Annotated in this window: 25 protein-coding genes and 1 pseudogene; 9 read left to right on the top strand and 17 right to left on the bottom strand. The window is 59.1% G+C overall.

The window, feature by feature from the left end; genetic code table 11:
* Positions 1-87 precede the first annotated feature (87 nt).
* The 4 genes from H8F23_RS06790 to pdxH all read left to right on the top strand — a co-directional run bounded on the left by H8F23_RS06790 (position 88) and on the right by pdxH (position 5,791).
* Positions 88-2,568, top strand: coding sequence for a beta-galactosidase (locus H8F23_RS06790; RefSeq protein ID WP_194933834.1), 2,481 nt, complete (start codon positions 88-90; stop codon positions 2,566-2,568).
* A 191-nt stretch (positions 2,569-2,759) separates the two neighbouring features.
* A complete protein-coding gene (locus tag H8F23_RS06785) occupies positions 2,760-3,905 on the top strand; it encodes a serine hydrolase domain-containing protein (RefSeq protein WP_194933833.1) in 1,146 nt (381 codons plus the stop codon).
* A gap of 113 nt (positions 3,906-4,018) precedes the next feature.
* Positions 4,019-5,119: an OmpA family protein gene (locus H8F23_RS06780; protein WP_194933832.1), complete on the top strand. Its 1,101-nt coding sequence runs from the start codon at positions 4,019-4,021 to the stop codon at positions 5,117-5,119.
* A gap of 24 nt (positions 5,120-5,143) precedes the next feature.
* Positions 5,144-5,791 carry a pyridoxamine 5'-phosphate oxidase gene (gene pdxH / locus H8F23_RS06775; RefSeq protein WP_150692033.1) on the top strand — a complete coding sequence of 216 codons (648 nt, stop codon included), beginning with the start codon at positions 5,144-5,146 and terminating at the stop codon, positions 5,789-5,791.
* Between the two features lie 5 nt (positions 5,792-5,796).
* Here pdxH and H8F23_RS06770 read toward each other — a convergent pair whose 3' ends face one another.
* On the bottom strand, positions 5,797-6,033 hold the full coding sequence (locus H8F23_RS06770) for a hypothetical protein (RefSeq protein WP_093438753.1): 237 nt from the start codon (positions 6,031-6,033) through the stop codon (positions 5,797-5,799).
* Positions 6,034-6,201: 168 nt separating this feature from the next.
* Between H8F23_RS06770 and H8F23_RS06765 the strand changes: the two genes are divergently transcribed.
* Entirely contained in the window at positions 6,202-6,666 is a 465-nt protein-coding gene (locus tag H8F23_RS06765; protein WP_007969461.1) for an outer membrane lipoprotein, read from the top strand.
* 74 nt (positions 6,667-6,740) lie between these two features.
* Here H8F23_RS06765 and H8F23_RS06760 read toward each other — a convergent pair whose 3' ends face one another.
* The 4 genes and pseudogenes from H8F23_RS06760 to nhaA all read right to left on the bottom strand — a co-directional run bounded on the left by H8F23_RS06760 (position 6,741) and on the right by nhaA (position 9,852).
* Positions 6,741-6,992: a pyocin S6 family toxin immunity protein gene (locus H8F23_RS06760; RefSeq protein WP_194933831.1), complete on the bottom strand. Its 252-nt coding sequence runs from the start codon at positions 6,990-6,992 to the stop codon at positions 6,741-6,743.
* A 23-nt stretch (positions 6,993-7,015) separates the two neighbouring features.
* Positions 7,016-7,264: a colicin E3-like toxin immunity protein gene (locus H8F23_RS06755; RefSeq protein ID WP_194933830.1), complete on the bottom strand. Its 249-nt coding sequence runs from the start codon at positions 7,262-7,264 to the stop codon at positions 7,016-7,018.
* Positions 7,265-7,271: 7 nt separating this feature from the next.
* Positions 7,272-8,496: pseudogene (locus H8F23_RS06750) on the bottom strand (colicin E3/pyocin S6 family cytotoxin).
* A 171-nt stretch (positions 8,497-8,667) separates the two neighbouring features.
* On the bottom strand, positions 8,668-9,852 hold the full coding sequence (nhaA, locus tag H8F23_RS06745; RefSeq protein WP_099758184.1) for a Na+/H+ antiporter NhaA: 1,185 nt from the start codon (positions 9,850-9,852) through the stop codon (positions 8,668-8,670).
* A gap of 250 nt (positions 9,853-10,102) precedes the next feature.
* Between nhaA and H8F23_RS06740 the strand changes: the two genes are divergently transcribed.
* Positions 10,103-11,197 carry a PLP-dependent cysteine synthase family protein gene (locus tag H8F23_RS06740; protein ID WP_194933829.1) on the top strand — a complete coding sequence of 365 codons (1,095 nt, stop codon included), beginning with the start codon at positions 10,103-10,105 and terminating at the stop codon, positions 11,195-11,197.
* Between the two features lie 115 nt (positions 11,198-11,312).
* On the opposite strand, the gene H8F23_RS06735 is transcribed toward H8F23_RS06740, so the two are convergent.
* On the bottom strand, positions 11,313-12,926 hold the full coding sequence (locus tag H8F23_RS06735) for an NAD(P)/FAD-dependent oxidoreductase (RefSeq protein WP_186623688.1): 1,614 nt from the start codon (positions 12,924-12,926) through the stop codon (positions 11,313-11,315).
* A gap of 97 nt (positions 12,927-13,023) precedes the next feature.
* Positions 13,024-13,677, bottom strand: a complete 654-nt coding sequence (locus H8F23_RS06730) for a COG3650 family protein (protein WP_194933828.1) — start codon at positions 13,675-13,677, stop codon at positions 13,024-13,026.
* A gap of 139 nt (positions 13,678-13,816) precedes the next feature.
* Between H8F23_RS06730 and H8F23_RS06725 the strand changes: the two genes are divergently transcribed.
* Positions 13,817-14,164: a hypothetical protein gene (locus H8F23_RS06725; RefSeq protein WP_194933827.1), complete on the top strand. Its 348-nt coding sequence runs from the start codon at positions 13,817-13,819 to the stop codon at positions 14,162-14,164.
* A 7-nt stretch (positions 14,165-14,171) separates the two neighbouring features.
* Here the strand turns inward: H8F23_RS06725 and H8F23_RS06720 are convergent, their stop codons facing one another.
* Positions 14,172-14,771: a short chain dehydrogenase gene (locus tag H8F23_RS06720; protein WP_194933826.1), complete on the bottom strand. Its 600-nt coding sequence runs from the start codon at positions 14,769-14,771 to the stop codon at positions 14,172-14,174.
* Positions 14,772-14,875: 104 nt separating this feature from the next.
* Here H8F23_RS06720 and H8F23_RS06715 point away from each other — a divergent pair, with 104 nt between their 5' ends.
* On the top strand, positions 14,876-15,790 hold the full coding sequence (locus H8F23_RS06715; protein ID WP_194933825.1) for a LysR family transcriptional regulator: 915 nt from the start codon (positions 14,876-14,878) through the stop codon (positions 15,788-15,790).
* 58 nt (positions 15,791-15,848) lie between these two features.
* On the opposite strand, the gene H8F23_RS06710 is transcribed toward H8F23_RS06715, so the two are convergent.
* The 9 genes from H8F23_RS06710 to H8F23_RS06670 form a co-directional block, all read right to left on the bottom strand.
* Positions 15,849-16,325, bottom strand: a complete 477-nt coding sequence (locus tag H8F23_RS06710) for a DoxX family protein (RefSeq protein ID WP_194933824.1) — start codon at positions 16,323-16,325, stop codon at positions 15,849-15,851.
* Positions 16,322-17,080 carry an HvfC/BufC N-terminal domain-containing protein gene (locus tag H8F23_RS06705; RefSeq protein ID WP_194933823.1) on the bottom strand — a complete coding sequence of 253 codons (759 nt, stop codon included), beginning with the start codon at positions 17,078-17,080 and terminating at the stop codon, positions 16,322-16,324. The genes H8F23_RS06710 and H8F23_RS06705 overlap by 4 nt, the downstream gene beginning before the upstream one ends.
* Complete coding sequence (gene bufB / locus H8F23_RS06700) at positions 17,077-17,964, bottom strand: MNIO family bufferin maturase (RefSeq protein ID WP_194933822.1); 888 nt, start codon at positions 17,962-17,964, stop codon at positions 17,077-17,079. The genes H8F23_RS06705 and bufB overlap by 4 nt, the downstream gene beginning before the upstream one ends.
* Positions 17,965-17,989: 25 nt before the next feature.
* On the bottom strand, positions 17,990-18,295 hold the full coding sequence (locus tag H8F23_RS06695; protein ID WP_007918537.1) for a BufA1 family periplasmic bufferin-type metallophore: 306 nt from the start codon (positions 18,293-18,295) through the stop codon (positions 17,990-17,992).
* Positions 18,296-18,587: 292 nt separating this feature from the next.
* Positions 18,588-19,289 carry an ABC transporter ATP-binding protein gene (locus H8F23_RS06690; protein ID WP_008082262.1) on the bottom strand — a complete coding sequence of 234 codons (702 nt, stop codon included), beginning with the start codon at positions 19,287-19,289 and terminating at the stop codon, positions 18,588-18,590.
* Positions 19,290-20,057, bottom strand: a complete 768-nt coding sequence (gene livG / locus H8F23_RS06685) for a high-affinity branched-chain amino acid ABC transporter ATP-binding protein LivG (RefSeq protein ID WP_077571419.1) — start codon at positions 20,055-20,057, stop codon at positions 19,290-19,292. It abuts the gene before it with no gap.
* Positions 20,054-21,310: a high-affinity branched-chain amino acid ABC transporter permease LivM gene (locus tag H8F23_RS06680; RefSeq protein WP_194933821.1), complete on the bottom strand. Its 1,257-nt coding sequence runs from the start codon at positions 21,308-21,310 to the stop codon at positions 20,054-20,056. The genes livG and H8F23_RS06680 overlap by 4 nt, the downstream gene beginning before the upstream one ends.
* The gene (livH, locus tag H8F23_RS06675) at positions 21,307-22,230 is read right to left on the bottom strand and encodes a high-affinity branched-chain amino acid ABC transporter permease LivH (protein ID WP_007918526.1); all 924 of its coding nucleotides are present in this window, start codon (positions 22,228-22,230) and stop codon (positions 21,307-21,309) included. Before livH ends, H8F23_RS06680 begins: the two co-directional genes overlap by 4 nt.
* Positions 22,231-22,461: 231 nt before the next feature.
* Positions 22,462-23,589, bottom strand: coding sequence for a branched-chain amino acid ABC transporter substrate-binding protein (locus tag H8F23_RS06670; RefSeq protein ID WP_194933820.1), 1,128 nt, complete (start codon positions 23,587-23,589; stop codon positions 22,462-22,464).
* Between the two features lie 352 nt (positions 23,590-23,941).
* On the opposite strand from H8F23_RS06670, the gene H8F23_RS06665 reads away from it, so the two are divergent.
* Positions 23,942-24,262 (top strand): DUF2288 domain-containing protein, encoded by a 321-nt coding sequence (locus H8F23_RS06665; protein WP_038358184.1) that lies wholly within the window; start codon positions 23,942-23,944, stop codon positions 24,260-24,262.
* Positions 24,263-24,433 lie beyond the last annotated feature (171 nt).

Raw genomic sequence — 24,433 nt, 5'->3', positions numbered from 1 at the left:
TGGGCAGTTTTGCCCGCCGTGTTGTCTATCTCTCTGCCATCGCTTTTCCATTGGCCATTGTTGGTCGTTAGGGAGAACTCCGTTCTTATGATCCGCCGTTCGTTGCCTGCCGTATTTGCCTTGATCTTCGCTGCCCCGTTGCTGGCAGCGCCCGCCGGTCAGCAGACCCTGTTCAACTTTGTCCGTCCTGCCGACGTGGTGAAAATCGCCACTGAAAACGCTGATCTGCCGCAAGCCAACGCCGAGCAAACGCCTGAGGGCGAAGTGCTGCGCCGGGTGACGTTCAACCCGGTGGCGCGCCCGACCTTGCGTCTGACGCCGCAGACCGGCGCCTGGGACTGGTCGCAGTCGGGCATGATGACCTTGCGTTTGCAGAGCGCAATGGACTGGGCGGTGACGGTCTACGTACAGATCCAGAGCAACGACGGCCGCACCCTGGTCAGCCGCGTCGACCTGCCGGCCGGGCCTGCGCAAACCCTGTTGGTGCCGCTGGTCGCGTCAACACCGCTGAGTCAAGGCATGAAAGCCGGGCCGCCAATGCCGATGACGGTCGATGGTCAACGGATACTGCTCGCCAGCAGCAGCGGTGAGATCGACCGCAGCCAAGTGGTCTCGGTGAGCCTGTCGATGGATCAGCCGAAAGTCGCGCAGAGTTTGCTGCTGGAGCGTTTCGGTGTGCAGGACGGCGAATCGGTCACCCAGGCCGTTTACGGCAATCTGGTCGACGCCTACGGGCAATCGACGCGTAGCAAGTGGCCGGAAAAGATCAGCAACGACGAACAACTGAAATCCGCCGCCACCAAGGAACAGCAACAACTGAAAACCTGGCTGGCCGAGCGTGAGAAGTCCTCGCTGGACAAATTTGGCGGCTGGAACAAAGGCCCGGCGTTCAAGGCCAGCGGTTTCTTCCGTACTGAAAAGCGTGATGGCCGCTGGTATCTGGTCACGCCTGAAGGTCATCCGTTTTACTCGCTGGGCGTGAACACCGTCAGCCCGCAGGTCAACCAGACCTACGTGGCCGGTCGTGAGTACATGTTTGAATCCCTGCCTAAACCTGATGAACCGTTGGCCAAGCATTTTGGCGAGGGTGACAACCGTGGCGGCAACGGTGTTGATCAGGGCAGGGGATACGGCAACGGACGCTGGTACGACTTCTATGGCGCCAACTTGCAACGTGTCTACGGTGACCCTTGCAAAGCGGACAGTGAGAGCAAATCCGGGGTAGCCGAAGCGGCCAGGTCTGCAGCCGCTGAAACGGCCGCCGAGAAAGCCGCAGAGCCTGTGTCTGTGGTTGCCGAGCCGAAGTCTGGCGTCGCTGAGGCAGCCAAAACTGACACCGGACAAGCGACAGCGCAAAAGGCTGCTGAGCCGTGCAAGGCCACCATCGATGAGCAACAGTGGGCCAGCCACACGCTCGATCGCCTGCAAGCCTGGGGCTTCAACACGGTTGGTAACTGGAGTGCCGATTCGCTAAGTGATGCCGAGCGTGTGCCTTACACCTTGCCGCTGTCGATCGTCGGTGACTACACCAGCATCAGCACCGGCAGCGACTGGTGGGGTGGTATGCCGGATCCATTTGATCCGCGTTTCGCCATGGCCACCGAGCGCGCCGTCGCCATCGCCGCCCGCGATCACCGCGACGATCCGTGGCTGATCGGCTACTACGCCGACAACGAACTGGCGTGGGCCGGTCCCGGCGATGATCCGAAATCCCGCTATGCGCTGGCCTATGGCACCTTGAAGATGACCACCGACGTACCGGCCAAACGTGCGTTCCTCAAGCAATTGCGCGACAAGTACCGCAATCAGGCGGGGCTGTCGAAGGCGTGGGGCATCGATCTGCCGGCGTGGGAATTGATGGAAGACCCGGGTTTCGTGCCTCCACTGCCGAATCCCGAGCATCCGGAAATCGAGGCGGACTTCAAATATTTCCAGAAGGTTTTCGCCGACACCTACTTCAAAACCATTTCCGACTCGCTGAAATGGCATGCGCCGAACCAGCTGCTGCTTGGCGGTCGCTTCGCCATCAGCACGCCGGAAGCCGTGGCGTCCTGCGCGCAGTATTGCGATGTACTGAGCTTCAACATGTACACGCTGAAACCGCAGGACGGTTATGACTTTGCCGCCCTGGGCGCTTTGGACAAACCGGTAATGATCACCGAATTCAACTTTGGCTCAGCGGATCGTGGCCCGTTCTGGGGCGGCGTCACGCAACTGGCCAAGGAAGAAGATCGCGGCCCGGCCTACGCCAACTTCCTCAAACAAGCGCTGAGTGAACCGTCGATTGTCGGTGTGCATTGGTTCCAGTATCTCGACCAACCGGTGACCGGCCGTCTGCTTGATGGCGAGAATGGTCACTTTGGTCTGGTGGGAGTGACTGATCTGCCGTATCAGGGTTTTGTCGAGTCAGTGCGCAAGAGCAATTTGCAGGCGATTGATCAGTTGGGCAAAGAGGCCGAGAAAGCGGCCGCAGCGGCGGGGCATGAGGCTGAGGGCGGGCGCAAAGGCGAGGCCGGTAAAGGGCCGGGGGCAGGGCATGCCGGTGGACATTCGGGGAATGGTCACTAACCTGTGATGCTCTAAAAAGATCGCAGCCTGCGGCAGCTCCTACATGGGAACGCGTTTCTCTGTAGGAGCTGCCGCAGGCTGCGATCTTTTGACTTGGCTTTTAACCGTCCGGCCCGCAGCTGTTCCCAAATCCCTCAAGGGCTGGAACAATGCGGGCCACTTTGTAGAGCGTTTTCGCGGGGGAGTTGCGGGTGCAGATTCAGGGACATTACGAGCTTCAATTCGAAGCGGTGCGCGAAGCCTTTGCCGCATTGTTCGACGATCCCCAGGAACGCGGCGCAGCCCTGTGCATCAAGGTCGGTGGAGAAACCGTTCTCGACCTCTGGTCCGGCACTGCCGACAAGGATGGCACTGAGGCCTGGCACAGCGACACCATCGCCAACTTGTTCTCCTGCACCAAAACCTTCACCGCCGTCACCGCGCTGCAACTGGTCGGCGAAGGCAAGTTGCAACTGGATGTTCCGGTCGCCCGCTACTGGCCGGAATTCGCCGCTGCCGGCAAAGAATCCATCACCCTGCGCCAATTGCTCTGCCATCAGGCCGGTCTGCCGGCCCTGCGCGAGCTGCTGGCGCCGGAAGCGCTCTACGACTGGCAAACCATGGTCGACGCCCTCGCGGCAGAAGCGCCATGGTGGACGCCGGGTACTGGCCACGGTTATGCCGCGATCACTTATGGCTGGCTGATCGGTGAATTGCTGCGCCGTGCTGACGGTCGTGGGCCGGGTGAATCGATCGTCGCTCGTGTCGCCAAACCGTTGGGCCTGGACTTTCACGTTGGCCTGGCCGATGAAGAATTCCATCGCGTCGCACACATCGCTCGCAGCAAGGGCAACGCTGGCGATGCCGCCGCGCAACGTCTGCTGCAAGTGACCATGCGCGAACCGACAGCCATGACCACCCGTGCCTTTACCAATCCGCCGTCGGTGCTGACCAGCACCAACAAACCTGAGTGGCGGCGCATGCAGCAACCGGCAGCCAATGGCCACGGGAATGCGCGCAGTCTGGCCGGTTTCTACGCTGGTTTGCTCGACGGCAGCCTGCTCGAAAGCGACATGCTCGAAGAGCTGACCCGCGAACACAGCCTCGGCGAAGACAAGACTTTGTTGACCCAGACCCGTTTCGGTCTGGGCTGCATGCTTGATCAACCGGATGTGCCCAACGCCACTTACGGCCTTGGCCCACGGGCGTTCGGCCATCCGGGCGCGGGCGGTTCCATCGGTTTTGCTGACCCCGAGCATGATGTCGCGTTTGGTTTTGTGACAAATACCCTTGGGCCGTACGTCTTGATGGATCCGCGCGCGCAGAAGCTCGCGCGGGTGCTTGCCACTTGTCTGTAAAGTTCCATTCGGGATTCCAGGGCCGGAACCTCGAACGTTTTTTCGTTTCAAAGCGACTGTTTATCCGGGCGAAAGTGCTCTGATTTTTCATTACTTCATTTTGTGGATTTTCAATGTCATCTAAAAAGACCCTCGCCCTGGCCCTGTGTGTAGCGATCACCGGTTGTGCACAGACCCCGAAAAACGATGCGGACGGCGGCAGTTGGTGGCCGTTCGGTTCTTCCGACAAGGTGGCGGCCAAAGAACCCGCGCCGGCGCCTTTGAAACCGGCTGCTACCGCACCGGTTGCCAAATCTGAAAGCAGCAGCCCATGGTACTGGCCGTTCGGTTCCGATGACGAAGCGGCCAAGGCCGACATGAAGGCTGAAGTCGCCCCCGAAGCAAAAAAACCGGTCACCGTGGCCAAAGCTGAAGCCGATGCAGGTGGCAAATGGTGGTGGCCGTTCGGCGGCAAGGATCAACCCACCACCAAAGCCGTGCCGATGCCGGATCCGAAAGTGACCCAAGCCTGGCTCGACGACTACGAGCCGCGCCTGCGTGAAGCAGTCAAGGACAGCAATCTGCAACTCGAACGCCGTGAAAACGTGCTGGTCGTGACCGCGCCGGTGGAAGGCTCGTTCAACCCGGATCGTCCAGCCATGTTGCTGCCGGTCACCCTCGGCCCGTTCACCCGCGTGGCGAAAATCCTCGAAGCCGACCCGAAAACCGCCGTGCTGGTACTAGGTCACAGCGATACCACGGGTGCCGCCCCAGCCAACATCAAGCTGAGCCAGGAACGTGCCCAGGCCGTTGCCGCGATCTTCCGCCTCAGCGGCCTGCAGCGTGATCGCCTGATGCTGCGCGGCATGGGTTCGGAAGCGCCACGTGCCGCCAACGACAGTGTTGAAGGTCGTGCCCTGAACCGTCGTGTCGAACTGCTGGTGACCCCGCAGAACACCATGGTTGCCCTGCTGAGCAAGTACAACATGCCGGCGCCGAAGCCAGTGACCATGGTCGCAGCGCAAGACGTCAAGCCTGCCGCCAAGCCGGTCACCCCGGCCCCTGCCGCGAAAAAAGCGGCTGTTCCGGCAACCAAGAAGGCTCCGGTGAAAAAAGCGGCTGCCAAGGCACCGGCCAAAAAAGCCCCAGCCAAAGCCCCAGCGAAAAAGACTGCGCCAGCCAAAGCCGCCGCGACCGACAAGAAAGTCGCCGCGACCGATGCCACCAAGAAGTGATCCGCTAACGAAAAGGAATGCGCCATGACCCAGGCTCTGGCAGATATGCGTCGTGATTACACCCGGGATGGTCTGACCGAGGCGCAAGCCCCGGCCGAGCCGTTTGCGTTGTTCCACCAGTGGTTCGCCGACGCGGTGAAAACCGAACAGGCGCCGGTGGAAGCCAACGCCATGACCCTGGCCACGGTCGACCAGGATGGGCGACCGCACTGTCGCATTCTGCTGCTCAAGGGCCTGGACGAGCAGGGCTTCACCTTCTTCACCAATTACGACAGCGCCAAGGGCCAGCACCTGGCGGCTAACCCGTTCGCCGCCATGACCTTCTTCTGGCCGACCCTGGAGCGTCAGGTGCGCATCGAAGGGCGGGTGGTCAAGGTCACGCCCGCGGAGTCGGATGCGTATTATCAGGTGCGTCCGCTGGGCAGCCGTCTCGGTGCCTGGGCATCACCGCAGAGCCGGGTGATCAACGGGCGCGGTGAACTGGAAGATTTGCTCAAGGCCACCGAGCAGCGTTTCTCCGATACTCAGCCCGACTGCCCGCAACACTGGGGTGGTTACCGCTTGCTGCCTGAGCGCATCGAATTCTGGCAGGGCCGTCCGAGCCGTCTGCACGATCGCCTCAACTACCGTGCGCAGGGCGCCGACTGGATTCTTGAACGTCTGGCACCCTGAGCAGTCTACCGAGCGGGATAGCCTGCCGCAGCGGCCTCCAGCCACTTCGGCAGATCCCGGCGCTTGATCTTCTGCATCTGAGCATTCGCTAACTGTTCGAGCATGAAGGCGCGTTTGCCTTCATCCTTGCCCGCCAGCGACAACGCCAGGTCGCGATCCATCCAGCGTTTGATCCGCACGTACAACCACCAATGGAAGTACAGACCGGCGGCCGTGGTGACGACGATGATGAAGTAATCCATGAAAATCCTTGGTGTCCGTGGCGCAGAATCGGTAATTTGGCGCTACTGTTGGGAAACCTTGCAGGCGTCTGTACCGCGCCTGAATGAAAGCCAATTTATCCGGGCGGCGTCGTGACAGGCGTCAAGCCACGGAGTTTAATGAATATATGTTCCTTTGGAGTTGATGCTATGCGTAAGTCTGTTCTGCTGGTTGCTTCCTTTTCCACGATGGCGATGTTGCTTACCGGCTGCCAATCGAGCCTGACCGGTGACTCCTACTCCCGTGACGAAGCGCGTCGTGTGCAGACGATTCGCATGGGCACCATCGAATCCCTGCGCCCGGTGAAAATCGAAGGCACCAAGACCCCGATCGGCGGCGCTGCAGGCGCGGTGGTCGGCGGCGTCGGCGGCAGCGCCATCGGCGGCGGCAAGGGCAGCATCGTTGCTGCGGTTATCGGTGCGGTGGCGGGCGGTCTGATCGGTTCGGCGACTGAAGAAGGTCTGACCCGTACCCAAGGTGTGGAAATCACCGTGCGTGAAGACGATGGCAGCATGCGTGCCTATGTGCAGCAGGTGCAGGAGAACGAAGTGTTCCGTGTTGGCGAGCGCGTGCGCATCTCCACCGTTGGCGGGACCAGCCGCGTCTCGCACTAAGCGGAGTTCAGGGTAAAGAAAACCCCGATCAGGTGACTGGTCGGGGTTTTTCTTTATTGTTTTCAGCTGTTGAGTCAGTAGTCGAAACAGGTTCCCATGAAGTATTCCAAGCCTCTCGGGAAGCTCTCCTTGAGAAGAGATTCCAGCGCAGCTACTTGATCCGTGCTCAATGATAACTCGCCGGGCTCCAGTTCACTCACCAGCTTGGGCTCTATGAGTTGTGCGACTTTCTCATTCATCTCGATACCGGTGATGTACCGCTCGAATTGCAAGGAGTTGTCCTGAACTTCATCAGGGAAAAATCCCATGATCGAAAGGTAGCGCATTACTATCAATTAGCCTGTTTTCGCTATTCACTGTAGTCAAACGAAATTTGATAGTCGTTGGTACCCACGGTGATTTGATGTTGAAAGTGCGGCTGAATAGTAGCAACCCACTTTTCTACAACGTTGAAGCTGCCATTATTGATGTTGCCCTCCACTGGAATGCCTAAGGCATTCAATACTGATTCATCATCCCCCAAATCTTTTGACGATTCTTCGCCTTGGAATTCCAGGGTTGCTGTGTCGTACCATTCCATTCTCAGTTTCAGTCCCATCTCTTCCTCACAGATATCTTTTTTTGATACTTCTTTCTTTTATAGGCCCTTCGCGTTGCTCACCTGTATAGGGATCGAAGGCTCCCAGGTGCGTTCCATCTCTTCGGTATATTTCTAACTCTCCATGCCTTGAATCCCATTCGTAAATTCTCTTTCCTTTGGCATCTGTCCAGCGCTTACGAAGTCCACCTCCGCCCTGGACCGGATTCTTGTCTTTACCTTTTTTCAAATCTGGAAATGCGGTGATTTGTTCTGTACTCGGCGGTTGATGGTAGCTATGACCCGCAGGTGCCAGGCCTTTGCGTATCGTGTTCAGTACAACGTATAACGGTTTTACCCCCCGACCCCACCGGAAAAACCAGAATAAAATCCCGGTACTCCGGCGGATAAATGGGATTAACCAGAATCCCATCCGCCGCTTTCGTCGGCGGATAAACCCAGATGTGCGGTGCCTGCGGTGCAGCCTCCAACGCCGGAATACCAAGGATGTCCGAACCATCCACAGCAGGCGTCCAGATCAGTTCTACGCCTTCGCCCAAGTCAGCAATGAACTGGCTGTCACGCAACTTGAACTGCACGACATCAACCATTTCCCAATCGCGATTCTTGCCGGTGTAGAAGCCGTAGCCCTTCAGGCTGCCGTCGGCCTGCTGTTCGACCCTCAACCGAACACGCGTTCGCGCCTGTTCAAGTCCACGCAGTTGATCGTCGGTATAGAGCGCGCTGTCACCAAGGCTCGATGGGATGAACAGCGCAACCAAACCAACCAAAGGTGCAACAGCCGCACCGGATACAGCAGCGGGCAGTGCTTCAAACACCGATCCCGCCAGAGCCAGACTGCCAAATCCGGCCGGAATAGCGGTTGCGCCGATTTTCTTGAGCGGAACTGCGCCGCTTTCATCGGCCTCACGCGCGCCCAGCAGAATCAGATTGCCGTAATCCTTCAGGCTGTCAGTTGGCACCATCCCCGCAGGATTGGAGTAATCGATAATCGCATCCGGCAATTTGCAGGACTTGGCGAATACGCAGCCAGCGCGCACGGGATCGGCTTTTTTGACCGCCACCTCACGACTGCGCTCGAACGCCTCCTGCCGCGCCAGCATGGCGTCGTAAGCGTTTTGTCTGGCATCGCGCTCGGCCAGTTCAGTGGCCGTCATGTAGCGGTAGGTGACGTGATGCCCGTCGCCTTGCGGTGGGTTTTGAACCCGGGGAATGTCCTTGTTGCCAGCCACTGATCGTCCTTTCGTTCATCCATCGACAGCCCTTCGCAAAGGGCTGCGCAACGTTAACGAAGCAGGAAAATGGAGGCTGTAGGACGCGTCGCTAAAGACGTGGGATTGTTCGCTGTGTAACAGGAACGCAGGAAACTTGTGGCGAGGGAACTTGCTCCCTCGCCACAGAGGTTATATCGCTTGGGAATTCTTGCGACTCGCCGCCGCCGTCACCGCATAACCAATCAACGCCGCCAGAATCGACCCGGTCAAAATCCCCATCCGGTCCATGCCAGCGTAATCACTCACGCCCGGTTCAAAGGCCAGCGAACCGACGAACAGGCTCATGGTGAAGCCGATTCCGCAGAGGATTGCTACGCCCATGACCTGGCCCCAGTTGGCGCCTTGGGGCAGGGTGGCGATGCCGATCTTCACGGCCAGCCAGGTCAGGCCGAATACACCGACGGTCTTGCCCAGCAGCAGGCCAACCGCAATGCCCATCGGCACATGATGGGTGAAGCTTTCCACGGTGACGCCGCTCAGCGACAGGCCAGCGTTGGCGAAGGCGAACAGCGGCAGGATGCCGTAGGCCACCCATGGGTGCAGCGCATGTTCGAGGGTCAGCAACGGCGACGGCTCGGCGTTTTTCGTGCGCAATGGAATGCAGAAGGCCAGGGTTACGCCAGCCAGCGTTGCGTGGACACCACTCTTCAGTACGCAGACCCACAGGATCAAACCGATGATCATGTACGGCCCAAGTTTGACCACACCGAGCCGGTTCATTGCCACCAGCGCTGCAATGCACGCTGCCGCGAGGCCCAACGACAGGGTCGAGAGTTCGCCGGAGTAGAAGATCGCGATGATCACGATGGCACCGAGGTCATCGATGATCGCCAGGGTCATCAGGAACAGTTTCAGCGACACCGGTACGCGTTTGCCGAGCAGGGCCAGCACGCCGAGGGCGAAGGCGATGTCGGTCGCGGTCGGGATTGCCCAGCCGTCGAGGGCTGCCGGATTGTCACGGTTGAGGAACCAGTAAATCAGCGCCGGCACCAGCATGCCGCCGATCGCGGCTGCACCGGGCAGGACGATCTGCGACGGTTTCGACAGCTGACCGTCGAGGACTTCGCGCTTCACTTCCAGGCCGATGAGCAGGAAGAACATCGCCATCAGACCGTCGTTGATCCACAGCAGCAGGGGTTTAGCGATTTTCAATGCACCGATCTGCGCCACCACCGGGGTGTCGAGCAGGCCGGTGTACAGCCACGACAGCGGCGAGTTGTTGATAATCAGGGCCAGGATGGCCGCGGCGATCAATAACAGACCGCTGGCAGCTTCCAACTGAAAGAAACGCGTGAAAGTGCTACGCAGAGGCAAGGTCGCTCTCCATCGATAAAGTCAAAAGGTGGGACACCCTAACCCGTACTGTTAGTTGTTAAAACAAAAGTTATATTCTTTTTTGTTATATGTCGTTACAAGGTGTCTGGCTCAAGCCACGCTGAGCCTAGCAGTTGCCTGACATATTGAGACTCAGCTGTATCTGTGCGCGCTATCGGAATTTTCCTAAGCTGATGAGTGAGCCTTTCGAACAGCTTCATCTCCTGCCGATTCAACGAGAACCATCACCATGAGCGACAACCGACAGTGGGCCCGCGAAGCCATCCGCATCATCGAGGCGGATTTTCAGCGCAGCGCCGACACCCACCTAATCCCTTTGCCGCTGCCGGGTTTTGCGGGCATCGAGTTGTACTTCAAGGATGAGTCGAGCCATCCGACCGGCAGCCTCAAGCATCGGCTGGCTCGTTCGCTGTTTCTCTATGCATTGTGTAACGGCTGGCTGAAACCTGGCGCGCCGGTGATCGAGGCGTCCAGCGGTTCGACGGCGATTTCCGAAGCGTATTTCGCGCGGATGCTCGGATTGCCATTCATCGCAGTGATGCCGGCGACCACCTCCAAAGAGAAGATTGCGCAGATCGCTTTCTACGGTGGCCAGAGCCATCTGGTGAAAGATCCGACGCAGATCTACGCCGAATCCGAGCGCCTGGCCCGTGAGCATGGCGGCCACTTCATCGACCAGTTCACCTACGCCGAACGTGCCACTGACTGGCGCGCGAATAACAACATTGCCGAATCGATCTTCCAGCAGATGCGTTACGAGAAGCACCCGGAACCGAGCTGGCTGATTTCCAGCCCCGGCACCGGCGGCACCACCGCGACTCTGGGTCGTTACGTGCGCTATCGCCAGCATTGCACCCGCGTGTTGTGCGCCGATGCCGAGCGTTCGGTGTTCTTCGATTACTACCAGACGGGCGACGCCGGTTTGCGCCTGGATTGTGGTTCGCGCATTGAAGGCATTGGCCGACCGCGCGTTGAGGCGTCGTTCCTGCCGAAGGTGATCGATGCAATGGTCAAAGTGCCGGATGCCTTGTCGCTGGCGGCCATGCATTATCTGGCGCAGCGTCTGGGACGGCATGTTGGCGGGTCCAGTGGGACCAATCTGATCGGTGCGTTGATGGCGGCGCAGCAGATGAAAGCGGCGGGGGAGTCGGGGTCGATCGTGGCGATTCTGTGCGATGGCGGCGAGCGGTATGCCGACACCTATTACAATCAGGATTGGCTGAAGGCGCAGGGGTATGAGTTGAGTGGGTTGATCGAAGCGGTGGCGGCGAGTGCCGAGCGTGGGGAGGCGCTGCCGACTTCAGTACTGCGCGCCAATATCTGACACACCGAAATCAACTGTAGGAGTGAGCCTGCTCGCGATGGCGAAATAACATTCAACATTGATGTTGAATGGACTACCGATATCGCGAGCAGGCTCACTCCTACAGGGTTTAGTGTCAGTCAGTCAGGCCGAGAATATCGCGTGCCACGGCTTCAGCAATGCGAATCCCGTCAACACCCGCCGACAGAATCCCGCCCGCATAACCCGCGCCTTCACCGGCTGGGAACAAGCCCTTCACGTTCATGCTCTGCAGCGTTTCGTTACGAGTGATGCGCAGCGGTGACGAAGTACGCGTCTCGATCCCGGTCAACACTGCATCGTGCAACGAATAACCGCGAATCTGCTTCTCGAACGCCGGCAACGCTTCGCGGATCGCCTCAATGGCAAAATCCGGCAATGCCAAGGCCAGGTCACCCAGCGCCACCCCCGGTTTGTACGACGGCTCGACTTCGCCCAACTCGGTCGAAGGAATGTCGTTGATGAAGTCGCCAACCAGTTGCGCCGGTGCCTTGTAATCGCTGCCGCCGAGGATGAACGCATGGGATTCCAGACGTTCCTGCAACTCGATCCCGGCCAGCGGGCCACCCGGGTAATCGACTTCCGGGGTGATGCCGACGACGATGCCGGAGTTGGCGTTGCGCTCGTTACGCGAGTACTGGCTCATGCCGTTGGTGACCACGCGGTTCGGCTCGGAAGTCGCCGCGACCACGGTGCCGCCCGGGCACATGCAGAAGCTGTAGACCGAACGGCCGTTCTTGGCGTGGTGCACCAGCTTGTAGTCGGCGGCCCCGAGTTTCGGGTGGCCGGCGTACTTGCCCAGACGTGCACGGTCGATCAGCGATTGCGGGTGTTCGATACGGAAACCCACCGAGAACGGCTTGGCTTCCATGAACACGCCACGACTGTGGAGCATGCGGAAAGTGTCGCGGGCACTGTGGCCGAGGGCCAGAACCACGTGTTTTGAATGCAGGGTTTCGCCGCTCGCCAGTTGCACGCCGACCAGTTGGCCGTCTTCGATCAGCACGTCGCTGACGCGCTCCTGGAAACGCACTTCGCCGCCCAGTTCGCGGATCTGTTCACGCATGTTTTCAACCATGCCGGTCAGACGGAACGTACCGATGTGCGGTTTGCTGACGTAGAGGATTTCTTCCGGCGCGCCGGCCTTGACGAATTCGTGAAGGACTTTGCGCCCGAGGAATTTCGGGTCTTTGATCTGGCTGTACAGCTTGCCGTCGGAGAACGTCCCCGCGCCGCCTTCACCGAACTGCACGTTGGACTCGGGATTGAGCACGCTTTTACGCCACAGGCCCCAGGTGTCCTTGGTGCGCTGACGGACTTCGGTGCCGCGTTCGAGAATGATCGGCTTGAAGCCCATCTGTGCCAGCAGCAGGCCGGCGAAGATCCCGCACGGGCCGAACCCGACAACGATCGGGCGCTGGCTCAGGTCGCTTGGCGCTTCGCCGACGAATTTGTAGCTGACATCCGGCGCCACGTTGACGTTACGGTCGTCGGCGAACTTGCCCAACACTTTGGCCTCGTCGCGCACTTCGAGGTCGATGGTGTAGATGAAGCACAGTTCGGAGGACTTTTTGCGCGCGTCGTAGCTGCGCTTGAACAAGGTGAAATCGAGCAGATCATCGCTGGCGATGCCCAGGCGTTGCACGATAGCGACGCGCAGGTCTTCTTCGGGATGGTCGATTGGCAGCTTGAGTTCAGTGATTCGTAACATGGCGAGGATCCGGGTTCGCGGGGCGCACAACTGCGCCAGGGCGTTTGAAGGCCGCGATTATAAGCCGCAAAGGCCGGATCCGGTGAGGCTAAAACGCTCAGTCGTTGCGCGATCCGCCGAAATACCCGCAACCGCGCTGCACCTGGCCGTCGATGCGCAGTTCGGCGCTCATGTGCTGCACGCTGCCGGTGCTGCTGTCAACGCAGCGCTGCGGCGCGACCCACAACTCGATGCGCTGGTTATTGGCTTCGCTGCTCAGATTGAAGCGGCCGTCGCCCAGTTGTTCTTCAACATAGGGCACCGCGAGTGGCGGCTGGCCTGCGCGGTCAATGACCATGCCTTTGCCGCTGACTTTGACGTTCCATTCCGGGCCATGGCCGGCCGCGCGCAGGATCAGTTGTTTGAAGTTGGGATCATCGCAAGCCGTGCCCGAGCGCTCGACGCGGTACAGCTGAGTCAGGTCGAGTCGATCGCCAGCAACTTTGCCGCGAACATCGGCAAACAGTTTGCCTTGCTCATCAGCCAGCGTTGCCGCTTCTTGCAGAATGCTGGTGCCACCAATGTCATTGACCACCAGTTGACGCTGATCCTGACACGGCTGGAACACCAGTTTGCCGTCAGCAGCGGTCAGTTGCCCCTGCATCCGCGTCTGCCCGACGTGCGAGGCACTTTCTCGCTGGCCATCGAACAACTGGCAAGCGGCAAACAATGGCAGCAGGGCAATAACGACTAACGAACGGGCAACACGCATCTTTGGCTCTCCAGACAAGTGCCGCCACGTTACTGAGGCTGACTGCTGATCACAAGGTTTGTGTGGCCACTATTGAGTTGGGCATGGGGTCGCCGCATAGTCTTGCGCTTGTCTGGTTTGATGGATCGAGGTGCGCTCAATGCAATGGAAGGTCGCGATACTGCTATTGGTAACGTCATGCGCTGGCACCAGCCAGGCTGCCGATCTTAATTTTTCCTCAGCGGCTGATTTCGCAAGGATGGAAATTCTGCTCAAGGATGATCAGGGCGCCCATCCGGACTTTGCTCAGCTTTCCGTTACCCTGACTCCCGAAGCGACCGCCCGCGCCAAGGCAATCAGTCGTGAGGCGCTGGGCCAGCCATTGAACCTGTCGATCAATGGCCAGCACATTTCAACAACTACAGTGCATTCGGAGCTTGGTGGGCTGCTCAGGATCGTGATGCCGCGGCCTGTTGCCAAAAGCCTGTTACCGACTTTGATCGAGTAAATGAAGCTCAGCCTACGTGAAACGTCTGACCTGTCTGCAGGCCTTCAACACTTTTCGCGTAGGCCAGCGCTACGTCCGCTGCAGGAACCGGCTTGTAGCCTCGGAAGTACGGGGCGTAGCTGCCCATCGCTTCCAGTAGCACGGTCGGGCTGATCGAATTCACTCGCAGGCCGCGTGGCAGTTCGATGGCGGCGGCGCGAACGAAGCTGTCCAGTGCACCGTTAACCAGCGCTGCCGAGGCGCCGCTGCGGATCGGATCGTGGCTGAGCACGCCGGTGGTGAAGGTGAACGAGGCGCCGTCATTGGCGAATTCGCGGCCGATCAGCAGCAGATTGACCTGACCCATCAGTTTGTCTTTAAGTCCGAGGGCGAAGCTGTCTTCAGTCATCTCGCCCAGTGGGGCGAAGGTCACGTTGCCGGCGGCGCACACCAGGGCATCGAACTTGCCAGTCTTTTCGAACAGTTTGCGGATCGATGCGCTGTCGCTGATATCCACCTGCAAGTCACCGCTGGTGCGGCCAATGCGGATGACTTCATGGCGTTGCGACAGTTCTTTGTCCACCGCCGTACCAATGGTGCCGCCGGCGCCTATCAACAGAATCTTCATCGTGCTGTACCTCAAGTGATTGAACGAGGTTTCAGTCTAGAGTGGTTTTTTCTGTGGATAAGCGCGCTAATGGGCAACCTTTGGTTTTCAAATGGAAACAATCCATGAGCGAAATGGATGATCTGGCGGCCTTCGCGGTGTTGATCGAAGCGGGCAGTTTTACCCTGGCGGCGCAGCAGTTGGGCTGCAGCAAGGGTCAGTTGTCCAAACGCATCAGTCAGCTCGAAGCACAGTTTTCCGTGGTGCTGCTGCAACGCACCACCCGGCGCTTGAGCCTGACCGCCGCCGGCGCAGCATTGTTGCCGCAGGCCCAGGCATTGGTCGTCCAGGTGGAAAAGGCGCGTCAGGCCTTGGCGCGGTTGAAGGACGATATGGCCGGACCGGTGCGCATGACGGTGCCGGTGTCATTGGGCGAAACCTTCTTTGATGGTCTGTTGTTGGAGTTCTCGCACAAATACCCCGAGGTGCAGATCGAGCTGGAGTTGAATAACAGTTACCGCGATCTGTCTCGGGACGGCTTTGATCTGGCAATCCGCAGCGAAGTGGCCAACGACGAGCGACTGGTCGCCAAACCGTTACTGGCATGGCAGGAAATGACCTGCGCGAGCCCGGCTTACCTTGAGCGCTTCGGTGAACCGTTGACCCCGCAGGCACTGGCCGAGCATCGGTGTTTGCTCAACAGCCACTACAGCGGGCGGGAGGAATGGCTTTATCACCAGCAGCATGAATTGCTGCGGGTGCGGGTGTCAGGACCGTTCGCCAGCAACCATTACAGCTTGCTCAAGAAAGCCGCACTGGCGGGCGCCGGGATTGCGCGGTTGCCTTCTTATCTGCTGCAAGCAGAATTGGCTGACGGCCGATTGCGCTGGCTCCTGCGCGACTTTCAGACCCGGCGCATGCCGATGTACCTGGTGCATCCGTATCAGGGCGGACTGCCGAAGCGCACGCAAGTACTCGCTGACTATCTGATCGGCTGGTTCAAACGCAGCGGTGAGGCGCTGGATCGCCTTCAGCGCTGATCATATGCACATAAACCCCATGTAGGAGCAGCCTTCGGCAGCTCCTACAGGTCGGCATTCAGTTGGAGAAATGGCGGGCGATCAGATGATCAATCGACAACTTGCCCGGCCCGGTCGCCATCAGGTACAGCAACACCGCCGCCCAAGTGCCGTGAGTCGGATACGCATCGGGATACACAAACAGTTGAATGGTCAGGGTCATCCCCAACAGCGCCAACGCCGAAAAACGCGTAGCGAAGCCGATCAGGATCAACAGCGGAAAAAAGTGCTCGGCGAACGCGGCCATGTGCGCGGCAATCTCTGGCGACAATAACGGCACTTGGTATTCGCTCTTGAACAACGGAATCGTCGAGTCGGCCAGACGTGGCCAGCCGAGTTGAAAAGTGCCGTCAATCAAATCAATGGCCAAACCTTCAACCTTGGTCTGTCCTGATTTCCAGAACACCGCGGCAATCGAGAAACGCGCAATGAACGCGATCAGGCTGCGGGGGATTTTTTCCAGCAGCGCGATGGCGCGGGTGATTAGCGTTTTCATGGCAATTCCTTGTTATTCAAGTGGGTAATGACGTTGTGCGCGATCAGCAAGCCGAGGGTTTGCGCGAGGTCGAACTCAGGGCTGTTTTCCGCCGCTTTCAGCAGTGGCTGGCCATCGATCAGATTGCGGATAAACGTGCTGGCGCCGGAATCTAGGGCAAACACTTCGACGTCCAGGCCATTGCGCAACACCAGCGCGTGTTGCCTTTGGTTGATGCCGACGCCCTCCAGCGTCGCGTCGTGTTGATGTGCGCCCCAGATCGCCACCACGGCATAGGTTGAGTCGAGCAGGTGCAGGGAGGGATGAAGGTCCAGGCGCAACTCACTCAGTGTTTGCGCATCAGTCAGTGCTGCCGTGATTTCCTCTGGCCGGACGGGCAGGGCGTCGGCGGCGTGATAGGCGAGGGTACGCAGGTGCTCAAGGCGCGCCACGTCGGCCAGATAAGGCACGCTGCCGGCCGGTTCAAACGCTGCGATGAAGTCCGCAAATTGTTCGCCGTAGCGGCTCATCAACCGACTTTGCGGCGGTTGCTGTTGTACGAAAACGGCCGCCATGGCGCGGAAGAATTCTTCGCCCACCAATTGCACAACCACCGGGTAGCTGTCGCCTAACGCATTGATCAGCGAGCCCTGCACATTGTTGCGATACACCGCGAAACGGCTCGCCGGATCAGCGCCATTGGCACTGCACAGACCTTCGGGGCAGGGCAGCCGGGTGTCGATGAGCGCCACAGCGAAAGCGCGTTGAGTGCTCATGTGCGGCCTCCGGCATTGCGCAAAAGCGCATCAGCCTGTCGCGCCTCGGCCAGTAGCACTGCGAACGCCGGCACTTGATTGTCGCGTTCGATCAATGTCGCCACCGGGCCGATGCGCTGCAGTGCTTGCCGGTACAAACCCCAGACGGCTTGATCGATCGGCGCGCCGTGATCATCGATCAGCAAACGGTCGCCGAGGCTGTCGCTATCTTCGGCAAACCCGGCCAGGTGAATCTCGCCGACACTGTGCAGGGGCAGGGCATCGAGATACGCCAACGGATCACGCTGATGGTTCACGCAGGAAACGTAGACATTGTTGACGTCGAGCAACAGGCCACAGCCGCTGCGGCGGATGACCTCTGCGATGAAGTCTGCTTCATCGATCGTCGAGCGCTCGAACGCCAGATAGGTTGCCGGATTCTCCAGCAGCATGGGTCGTTGGAGGGTGTTCTGCACCTGATCGATATGCTCGCAGACACGGTTCAGCGTCGGCGTGTCATAGGCCAGCGGCAACAGATCATTGAGAAACACCGGGCCGTGGCTCGACCAGGCCAGATGTTCGGAAAAGGCTTGCGGTTGATAGCGCCGAATCAGCTCGGCAAGGCGTTGAAGATGTTGTTTATCCAGCGGCCCTTCAGCACCGATGGACAAGCCGACACCGTGCAGCGAGAGCGGATACTGCTCGCGGATCAAACCGAGAAAATGATGAAACGGACCGCCGGCCACCATGTAGTTTTCAGCGTGGACTTCGAAGAAGCCGATGTCCGGTGATGAGCCGAGCACTTCACGAAAGTGCCCGGTCTTGAGTCCCAGCCCGGCACGGGGCGGGAGCCCGGTGAGGGCTGCCTGAGTGCGGGGTTGGGCATGGTCATTGAGGGTGAGCATGATCGTCACTCAGGCAGTTCGCGGATCAGGACTTGGCTTTGAAGGCTTCCATCTGACCGAAACCGGTCGGCGAGGTCTTGCTCTCGGTGGTGGCGCAAGTGCCTTTCGGAACCAGTTTCCAGGCGTTGGCCTGGTAGTCCATTTTCGACGTGCCGGCACAAGTGGTGCCTGCGCCTGCGGCGCAATCGTTGTGACCTTTCATGGCCACGCCGAAGCATTTTTCCATGTCGGCGTCAGCGGCGTGGACGGTCGATACAGCAGCCATGCTCAGGGCAGAACCGAGGGCCAGGACCAGGGCAGTGGCGGACAGGGTGCGAGTGGTAGCAGTCATGATGTTTCTCCAGTCTTGTTCAGGGTTTTTACAAGCGCGATTGCGCTTGCTTGTCCCTCTAGAGAAACGAGGTGGCGTTGCGTTACAGCCCGCTCAAAATCTTTTTGGAAAAACGCAGAATCCTTTAGGCGTGAGCCTGCTCGCGATGGCGTCATGTCAGATACTGGCGATGTTGAATGACACGACGCCATCGCGAGCAGGCTCACTCCTACAAGGGATTTTTGGAGAATCTGAAAATCGTGCAGGCACAAAAAAACGGCCCGAAGGCCGTTTTTCTGTTTGGCGACATGTATCAACCGCCGAGATACGCCTCGCGTACTTTCGGGTCGGTCAGCAGCGCTTCACCGGTGCCTTGCATGACCACACGGCCGTTCTCCAGAACGTACGCGCGGTCAGCGATTTTCAGCGCCTGGTTGGCGTTCTGCTCAACCAGGAACACCGTCACACCGTCCTTGCGCAGCATTTCGATGATGTCGAAAATCTGCTGGATGATGATCGGTGCCAGGCCCAGCGACGGCTCGTCGAGCAGCAACAGTTTGGGCTTGCTCATCAGCGCGCGGCCGATGGCGAGCATTTGCTGTTCGCCGCCGGACATGGTGCCGCCGCGCTGGTTAAAGCGTTCTTTCAGGCGCGGGAACAGGCCGAGCACCTTGTCCATTTGTTCCTGATAGTCGCCCTTGTCGGTGAAGAAGCCGCCCATGGAGAGGTTTTCTTCAACGGTCAGACGGGCGAATACCCGACGACCTTCCGGCACCACGGCGATGCTTTTGCGCATGATCTGCGACGAGTCCTGGCCGACCAGTTCCTCACCCATGTAACGGATGCTGCCGCTGTGCGCTTGCGGTGAACCGCAGAGCGTCATCAGCAGCGTGGACTTGCCGGCACCGTTGGCACCGATCAGGGTCACGATCTCGCCCTGACGGACTTCGACGTTGACGCTGTGCAGGGCCTGGATCTTGCCGTAGAAGGTGGAAACGTTTTCGAACTGCAGCATTTACGCTTCCCCCAGGTAGGCTTTGATCACTTCAGGATTGTCGCGGATCTGTTCCGGTGTGCCGTCGGCCAGAGGCGTGCCCTGGTTGATCACGACGATGTGGTCGGAAATGCTCATGACCAGTTTCATGTCGTGTTCGATCAGCAGCACGGTGACGTTGTGCTCTTCGCGCAGCACGCTGATCAGCGCCTTGAGGTCTTCGGTTTCCTTCGGGTTCAGACCGGCGGCCGGTTCGTCGAGCATGAGGATCCGTGGACGGGTCATCATGCAGCGGGCGATTTCCAGACGCCGTTGCTGACCGTAGGCCAGGGTGCCGGCGGTACGGTTGGCGAACTCTTTGAGGTTGACCTTTTCCAGCCAGTACTCGGCAAACTCCATGGCCTCGCGCTCGCTTTTGCGGAACGCCGGGGTCTTGAACAGACCGGCCAGGAAGTTGGTGTTCAGGTGACGGTGCTGGGCGATCAACAGGTTCTCGACCGCCGTCATGTCCTTGAACAAACGCACGTTCTGGAAGGTGCGCACCACGCCTTTGAGGGCGATCTTGTGGCCCGGCAGGCCCTGAATCGGCTCGCCGTCCAAAAGGATGCTGCCGCCGGTGGGCTGATAGAAACCAGTCAGGCAGTTGAACACAGTGGTCTTGCCCGCGCCGTTCGGCCCGATCAATGCAACCACCTGTTTCTCTTTGACGGTCAGGGCCACACCGTTGACCGCCAGCAAGCCGCCGAAGCGCATGCTCAGGTTTTCGACTTTAAGGATCTCGCGGCTCATTTGCGCAACTCCATGTGTGGGCGTTGCATCGGCAGCAGACCTTGTGGACGCCAGATCATCATCAACACCATCAGGGCACCGAACATCAACATGCGGTACTCGCTGAACTCACGCATCATTTCCGGCAACAGGATCATCACCACGGCCGCGAGAATCACGCCCAGTTGCGAGCCCATGCCACCCAGCACGACGATGGCGAGGATGATCGCCGACTCGATGAAGGTGAACGACTCCGGGGTCACCAGACCCTGACGCGCAGCGAAGAAGCTACCGGCGAAACCGGCGAATGCAGCGCCGAGAGTGAACGCGGAGAGCTTGATGATCGTTGGATTCAGACCCAGCGCCCGGCAAGCGATTTCATCTTCACGCAGCGCTTCCCACGCACGGCCGATCGGCATGCGCAGCAGACGGTTGATGACGAACAGTGCCGCCAGCGCCAGCAACAGCGCAACCAGGTAGAGGAAAATCACCTTGTTGATCGAGTTGTATTGCAGGCCGAAATACTCGTGGAAGGTTTGCATGCCTTCCGCCGCTTTACGCTCGAAGGTCAGGCCGAAGAACGTCGGTTTCTCGATATTGCTGATGCCGTTCGGGCCACCGGTGATGTCGGTCAGGTTACGCAGGAACAGACGGATGATCTCGCCGAAACCGAGGGTCACGATCGCCAGATAGTCGCCGCGCAAACGCAGCACCGGGAAGCCCAGCAGGAAGCCGAACGTCGCCGCCATCAGGCCGGCAATCGGCAGGCAGATCCAGAAGCTCAGGCCGTAGTAGTGCGACAGCAGCGCGTAGCTGTAGGCGCCGACGGCGTAGAAGCCGACGTAACCGAGGTCAAGCAGACCGGCCAGACCGACGACGATGTTCAGGCCTAGGCCAAGCATCACGTAGATCAGGATCAGCGTCGCGATGTCCACCGCGCCACGGGAGCCGAAGAACGGCCACACCAGCGCCACCAGGATCAGCGCAATGATGAAATAACGCTGGGTGGTTGGCAGAGTGAGGAAGTTACTCGCCTTGGCCGGAATCAGCGGCAGGCCCGGCGACGCGCGCCAGGCTTTGCTGATCTGCTGGTTGAACAGCACGCGCAGGAACATCAGTACCGAACAGATGGCGATGGTCGCCAGCACGGTCGAGCTGGTGTTGTGCACTTCCAGGTTGATGCCGACGATAGTCAGTTTCAAACCGAGTACCGGGTAGGCCACAGCCCACACCAGCAAGGCACTGAACAGTGCCTGTTTAAGATTCCTAGTCATACTTTCTCAACCTCCGGACGGCCCAGAATGCCGGTCGGACGGAACAACAGCACCAGAACCAACAAGCCGAAAGCCACGACGTCCTTGTACTGGTCGCCGAAGATATCGGCACCAAAGGCTTCCGCCACCCCAAGCACCAGCCCGCCGAGCATGGCGCCTGGGATGCTGCCGATACCGCCCAGTACCGCTGCGGTGAAGGCTTTGAGGCCGACGAGGAAACCGGCGTTCGGGTTGATTACGCCGTACTGCATGCTCAGCAGCACAGCCGCAACGGCTGCCAGCGCGGCACCGATGACGAAGGTCAGGGCGATGATGTTGTTGGTGTTGATGCCGAGCAGGTTGGCCATCTTGATGTCTTCGGCGCAGGCGCGGCAGGCGCGACCCAGGCGAGAGCGGGAGATGAACAGCGTCAGGCCGAGCATGGCGATCAGGGTCACCACGAACACCACGATCTGCATGTAGGAAATCAGCACTTCTTGTGCGCCACCTGGGCCGAAGGCAATGTTGCCCGGAATCAGGTTGGGGATAGCTTTGTCCTTGGAGTCTTGCGCCAGCAGAACTGTGTTCTGCAGGAAGATCGACATACCGATCGCGGAAATCAGCGGGATCAGACGGTTGCTGCCGCGCAACGGGCGGTAGGCAATGCGTTCGATGCTGTAACCGTAGGAACTGGTGACGACGATGCTGGCGATAAACGCTGCGGTCATCAACAGCGGGACACTGTCGAGTCCCATCATGGTCAGCCCGGCGATGGCGATGAACGCCACGTAGGAACCGATCATGTACACCTCGCCGTGGGCGAAGTTGATCATTCCAATGATGCCGTAAACCATCGTGTAGCCGATGGCGATCAGGGCATACATGCTGCCAACGTTCAGGCCGTTAACCAGCTGTTGGAAGAAGTGATAGATGTCAGGCATTACAGCGCTCCTAAAAACCTGATACGCATTTCACTGGTGGAGTCATTTTCCCGCCCGGCCCCGTGGATCTTTATCCACTTCGAATCCGGGTTTTGCCAGCGAACCGCTGATGACGGTTTTGAGATTTTCAGGTGGGGAGACTGGCGGATCACGCCAGCGCGGCCCAATACATTCGTAAAACAAAGCCCACGGCACGCCGTGGGCTTTATTGGCAGTCAGTCAGGCAGCGCCTTACTGAGGCGACACTTCGGTTTTCGGCTTGCCGTTGTGCCACTCGTAGACCACGAATTTGAAGTCTTTGAGGTCGCCCTTGGCGTCGAAGCTCAGGTCACCAGTCGGGGTCTTGAAGGTCCCGGCGTGGATGGCTTCAGCCACTTTGGCCGCGTCTTCGGACTTGGCTGCCTTGATGCCTTCGGCAATCACTTCAACCGCCGAGTAGGACGGGAACACGAACGGACCGCTTGGATCTTCTTTCTTCGCTTTGAAGGCATCGGCCAGGGCGATGTTGGCTGGATCCTGGTCGAAGGATTTCGGCAGGGTCACCAGCAGGCCTTCGGACGCTTCCTTGGCGATCTGAGTGATCGAGTCGTTACCCACGCCTTCCGGACCCATGAACTTGGCTTTCAGGCCTTTTTCCTGGGCTTGACGCAGGATCAGGCCCAGCTCTGGGTGGTAGCCGCCGTAGTAAACGAAGTCGACGTTGGCTTGCTTGAGCTTGGCGATGATCGCCGAGAAGTCTTTGTCGCCGGCGTTGACGCCTTCGAACACGGCAACCTTGGTGCCTTTCTTCTCGAGAGTCGACTTGACCGCGGTGGCGATGCCTTCACCGTACTGCTGCTTGTCGTGCAGGACGCCGACGATTTTCGGTTTGACGTGATCGGCAATGTAGTTACCGGCGGCAGGGCCCTGGGCGCTATCCAGACCGATGGTACGGAAGACCATTTTGTAACCACGGGCAGTGATGTCCGGGCTGGTGGCAGCCGGTGTGATCATGATCACGCCTTCGTCTTCGTAAATGTCCGAAGCCGGTTGAGTGGAGCTGGAGCACAGGTGACCGACGACGAACTTGACGCCGTCGTTGACGACCTTGTTCGCGACCGCTACCGCTTGTTTTGGATCGCAGGCATCGTCGTATTCAACGGCTTCGAGTTTCTTGCCGTCGACGCCGCCCTTGGCGTTGATTTGCTCGATGGCCATTTTTGCGCCACTGAACTGCATGTCGCCGTACTGGGCTACTGGACCGGTTTTAGGACCGGCGATCCCGATTTTGATGGTGTCAGCTGCGAACGAATGGCTGGCAACCCCGGCCAGAACCATAGCGGCAAACAGTTTGGAAATCTGCTTAGTAGCCTTAGTCATAGTGCTCCACTCTTACTGTTGTAATTTTTTTGAGTTCTGGCGCCGTAGCAGCAGAACCGGGTCAGATATCTTTGCGATACCCTCCGGAAATGCCCCCGGCAACTGTACCGGTACAGTGTAGAGCGCCGGTTGTCAGCCTGGGAAGCGGGCGCCGAGGGGCAAAACTTCGGGGTGTCGCATTTTTGAATGAAAAAGACAGAATTGCGGCGGGGCGTTCGTGGGCATATAGCCCAATCAGCAGCATTCCTTGGCGTTCCTGCTCTTTTCGTTCGGTGCAGCCATTTGCAACCGGGTTTTGCTGACGGACCACCGACGTTATTATTCGCGTCGATTTCTTTTCCGGACAGCACCCATGAATCAAGAACCTAGCACCCTCTATGCCAAGCTGCTTGGTGAAACCGCATCTATTACCTGGAAAGAGTTGGAGCCGTTCTTTGCCAAGGGTGCCCTATTGTGGGTCGACCCTGACCTGGATTTGATCGCGGCGGCCGAGGCCGTGGCTTCGGATGAGGGCGAGAAAGTGGCCGCCTGGCTGGCCGCAGACAAAGTCGCCAAGCTCTCTGAAACGCGGGCGCTGGATCTTTTCGAACGCGATCCACAGTTGTGGGCGGTGGTGGTTTCGCCGTGGATTCTGATCCAGGAAAGGGCAGTCGCTTCTGACGTTGCACCTTGATGGTGCGACCTGTCGTCAGCGAAAAGTGTGTAGCGGAGTAGCGTGATGGCACGTTGCCGTAGAGAAACACCACAAGCGCGGGTGGCCTCACGGTGACGTAAACGTAACGGGAACAGTTTAGTAAGCAGCCTAACGGCTGCTTAATTGTTTCTGGATATTGGATTTGAGATT

The sequence above is a fragment of the Pseudomonas neuropathica genome (assembly GCF_015461835.1).
Classification (GTDB): domain Bacteria; phylum Pseudomonadota; class Gammaproteobacteria; order Pseudomonadales; family Pseudomonadaceae; genus Aquipseudomonas; species Aquipseudomonas neuropathica.
The sequence above is the reverse complement of the archived record's forward strand: the minus strand, read 5'-3'. Positions and strand labels throughout refer to the sequence as shown.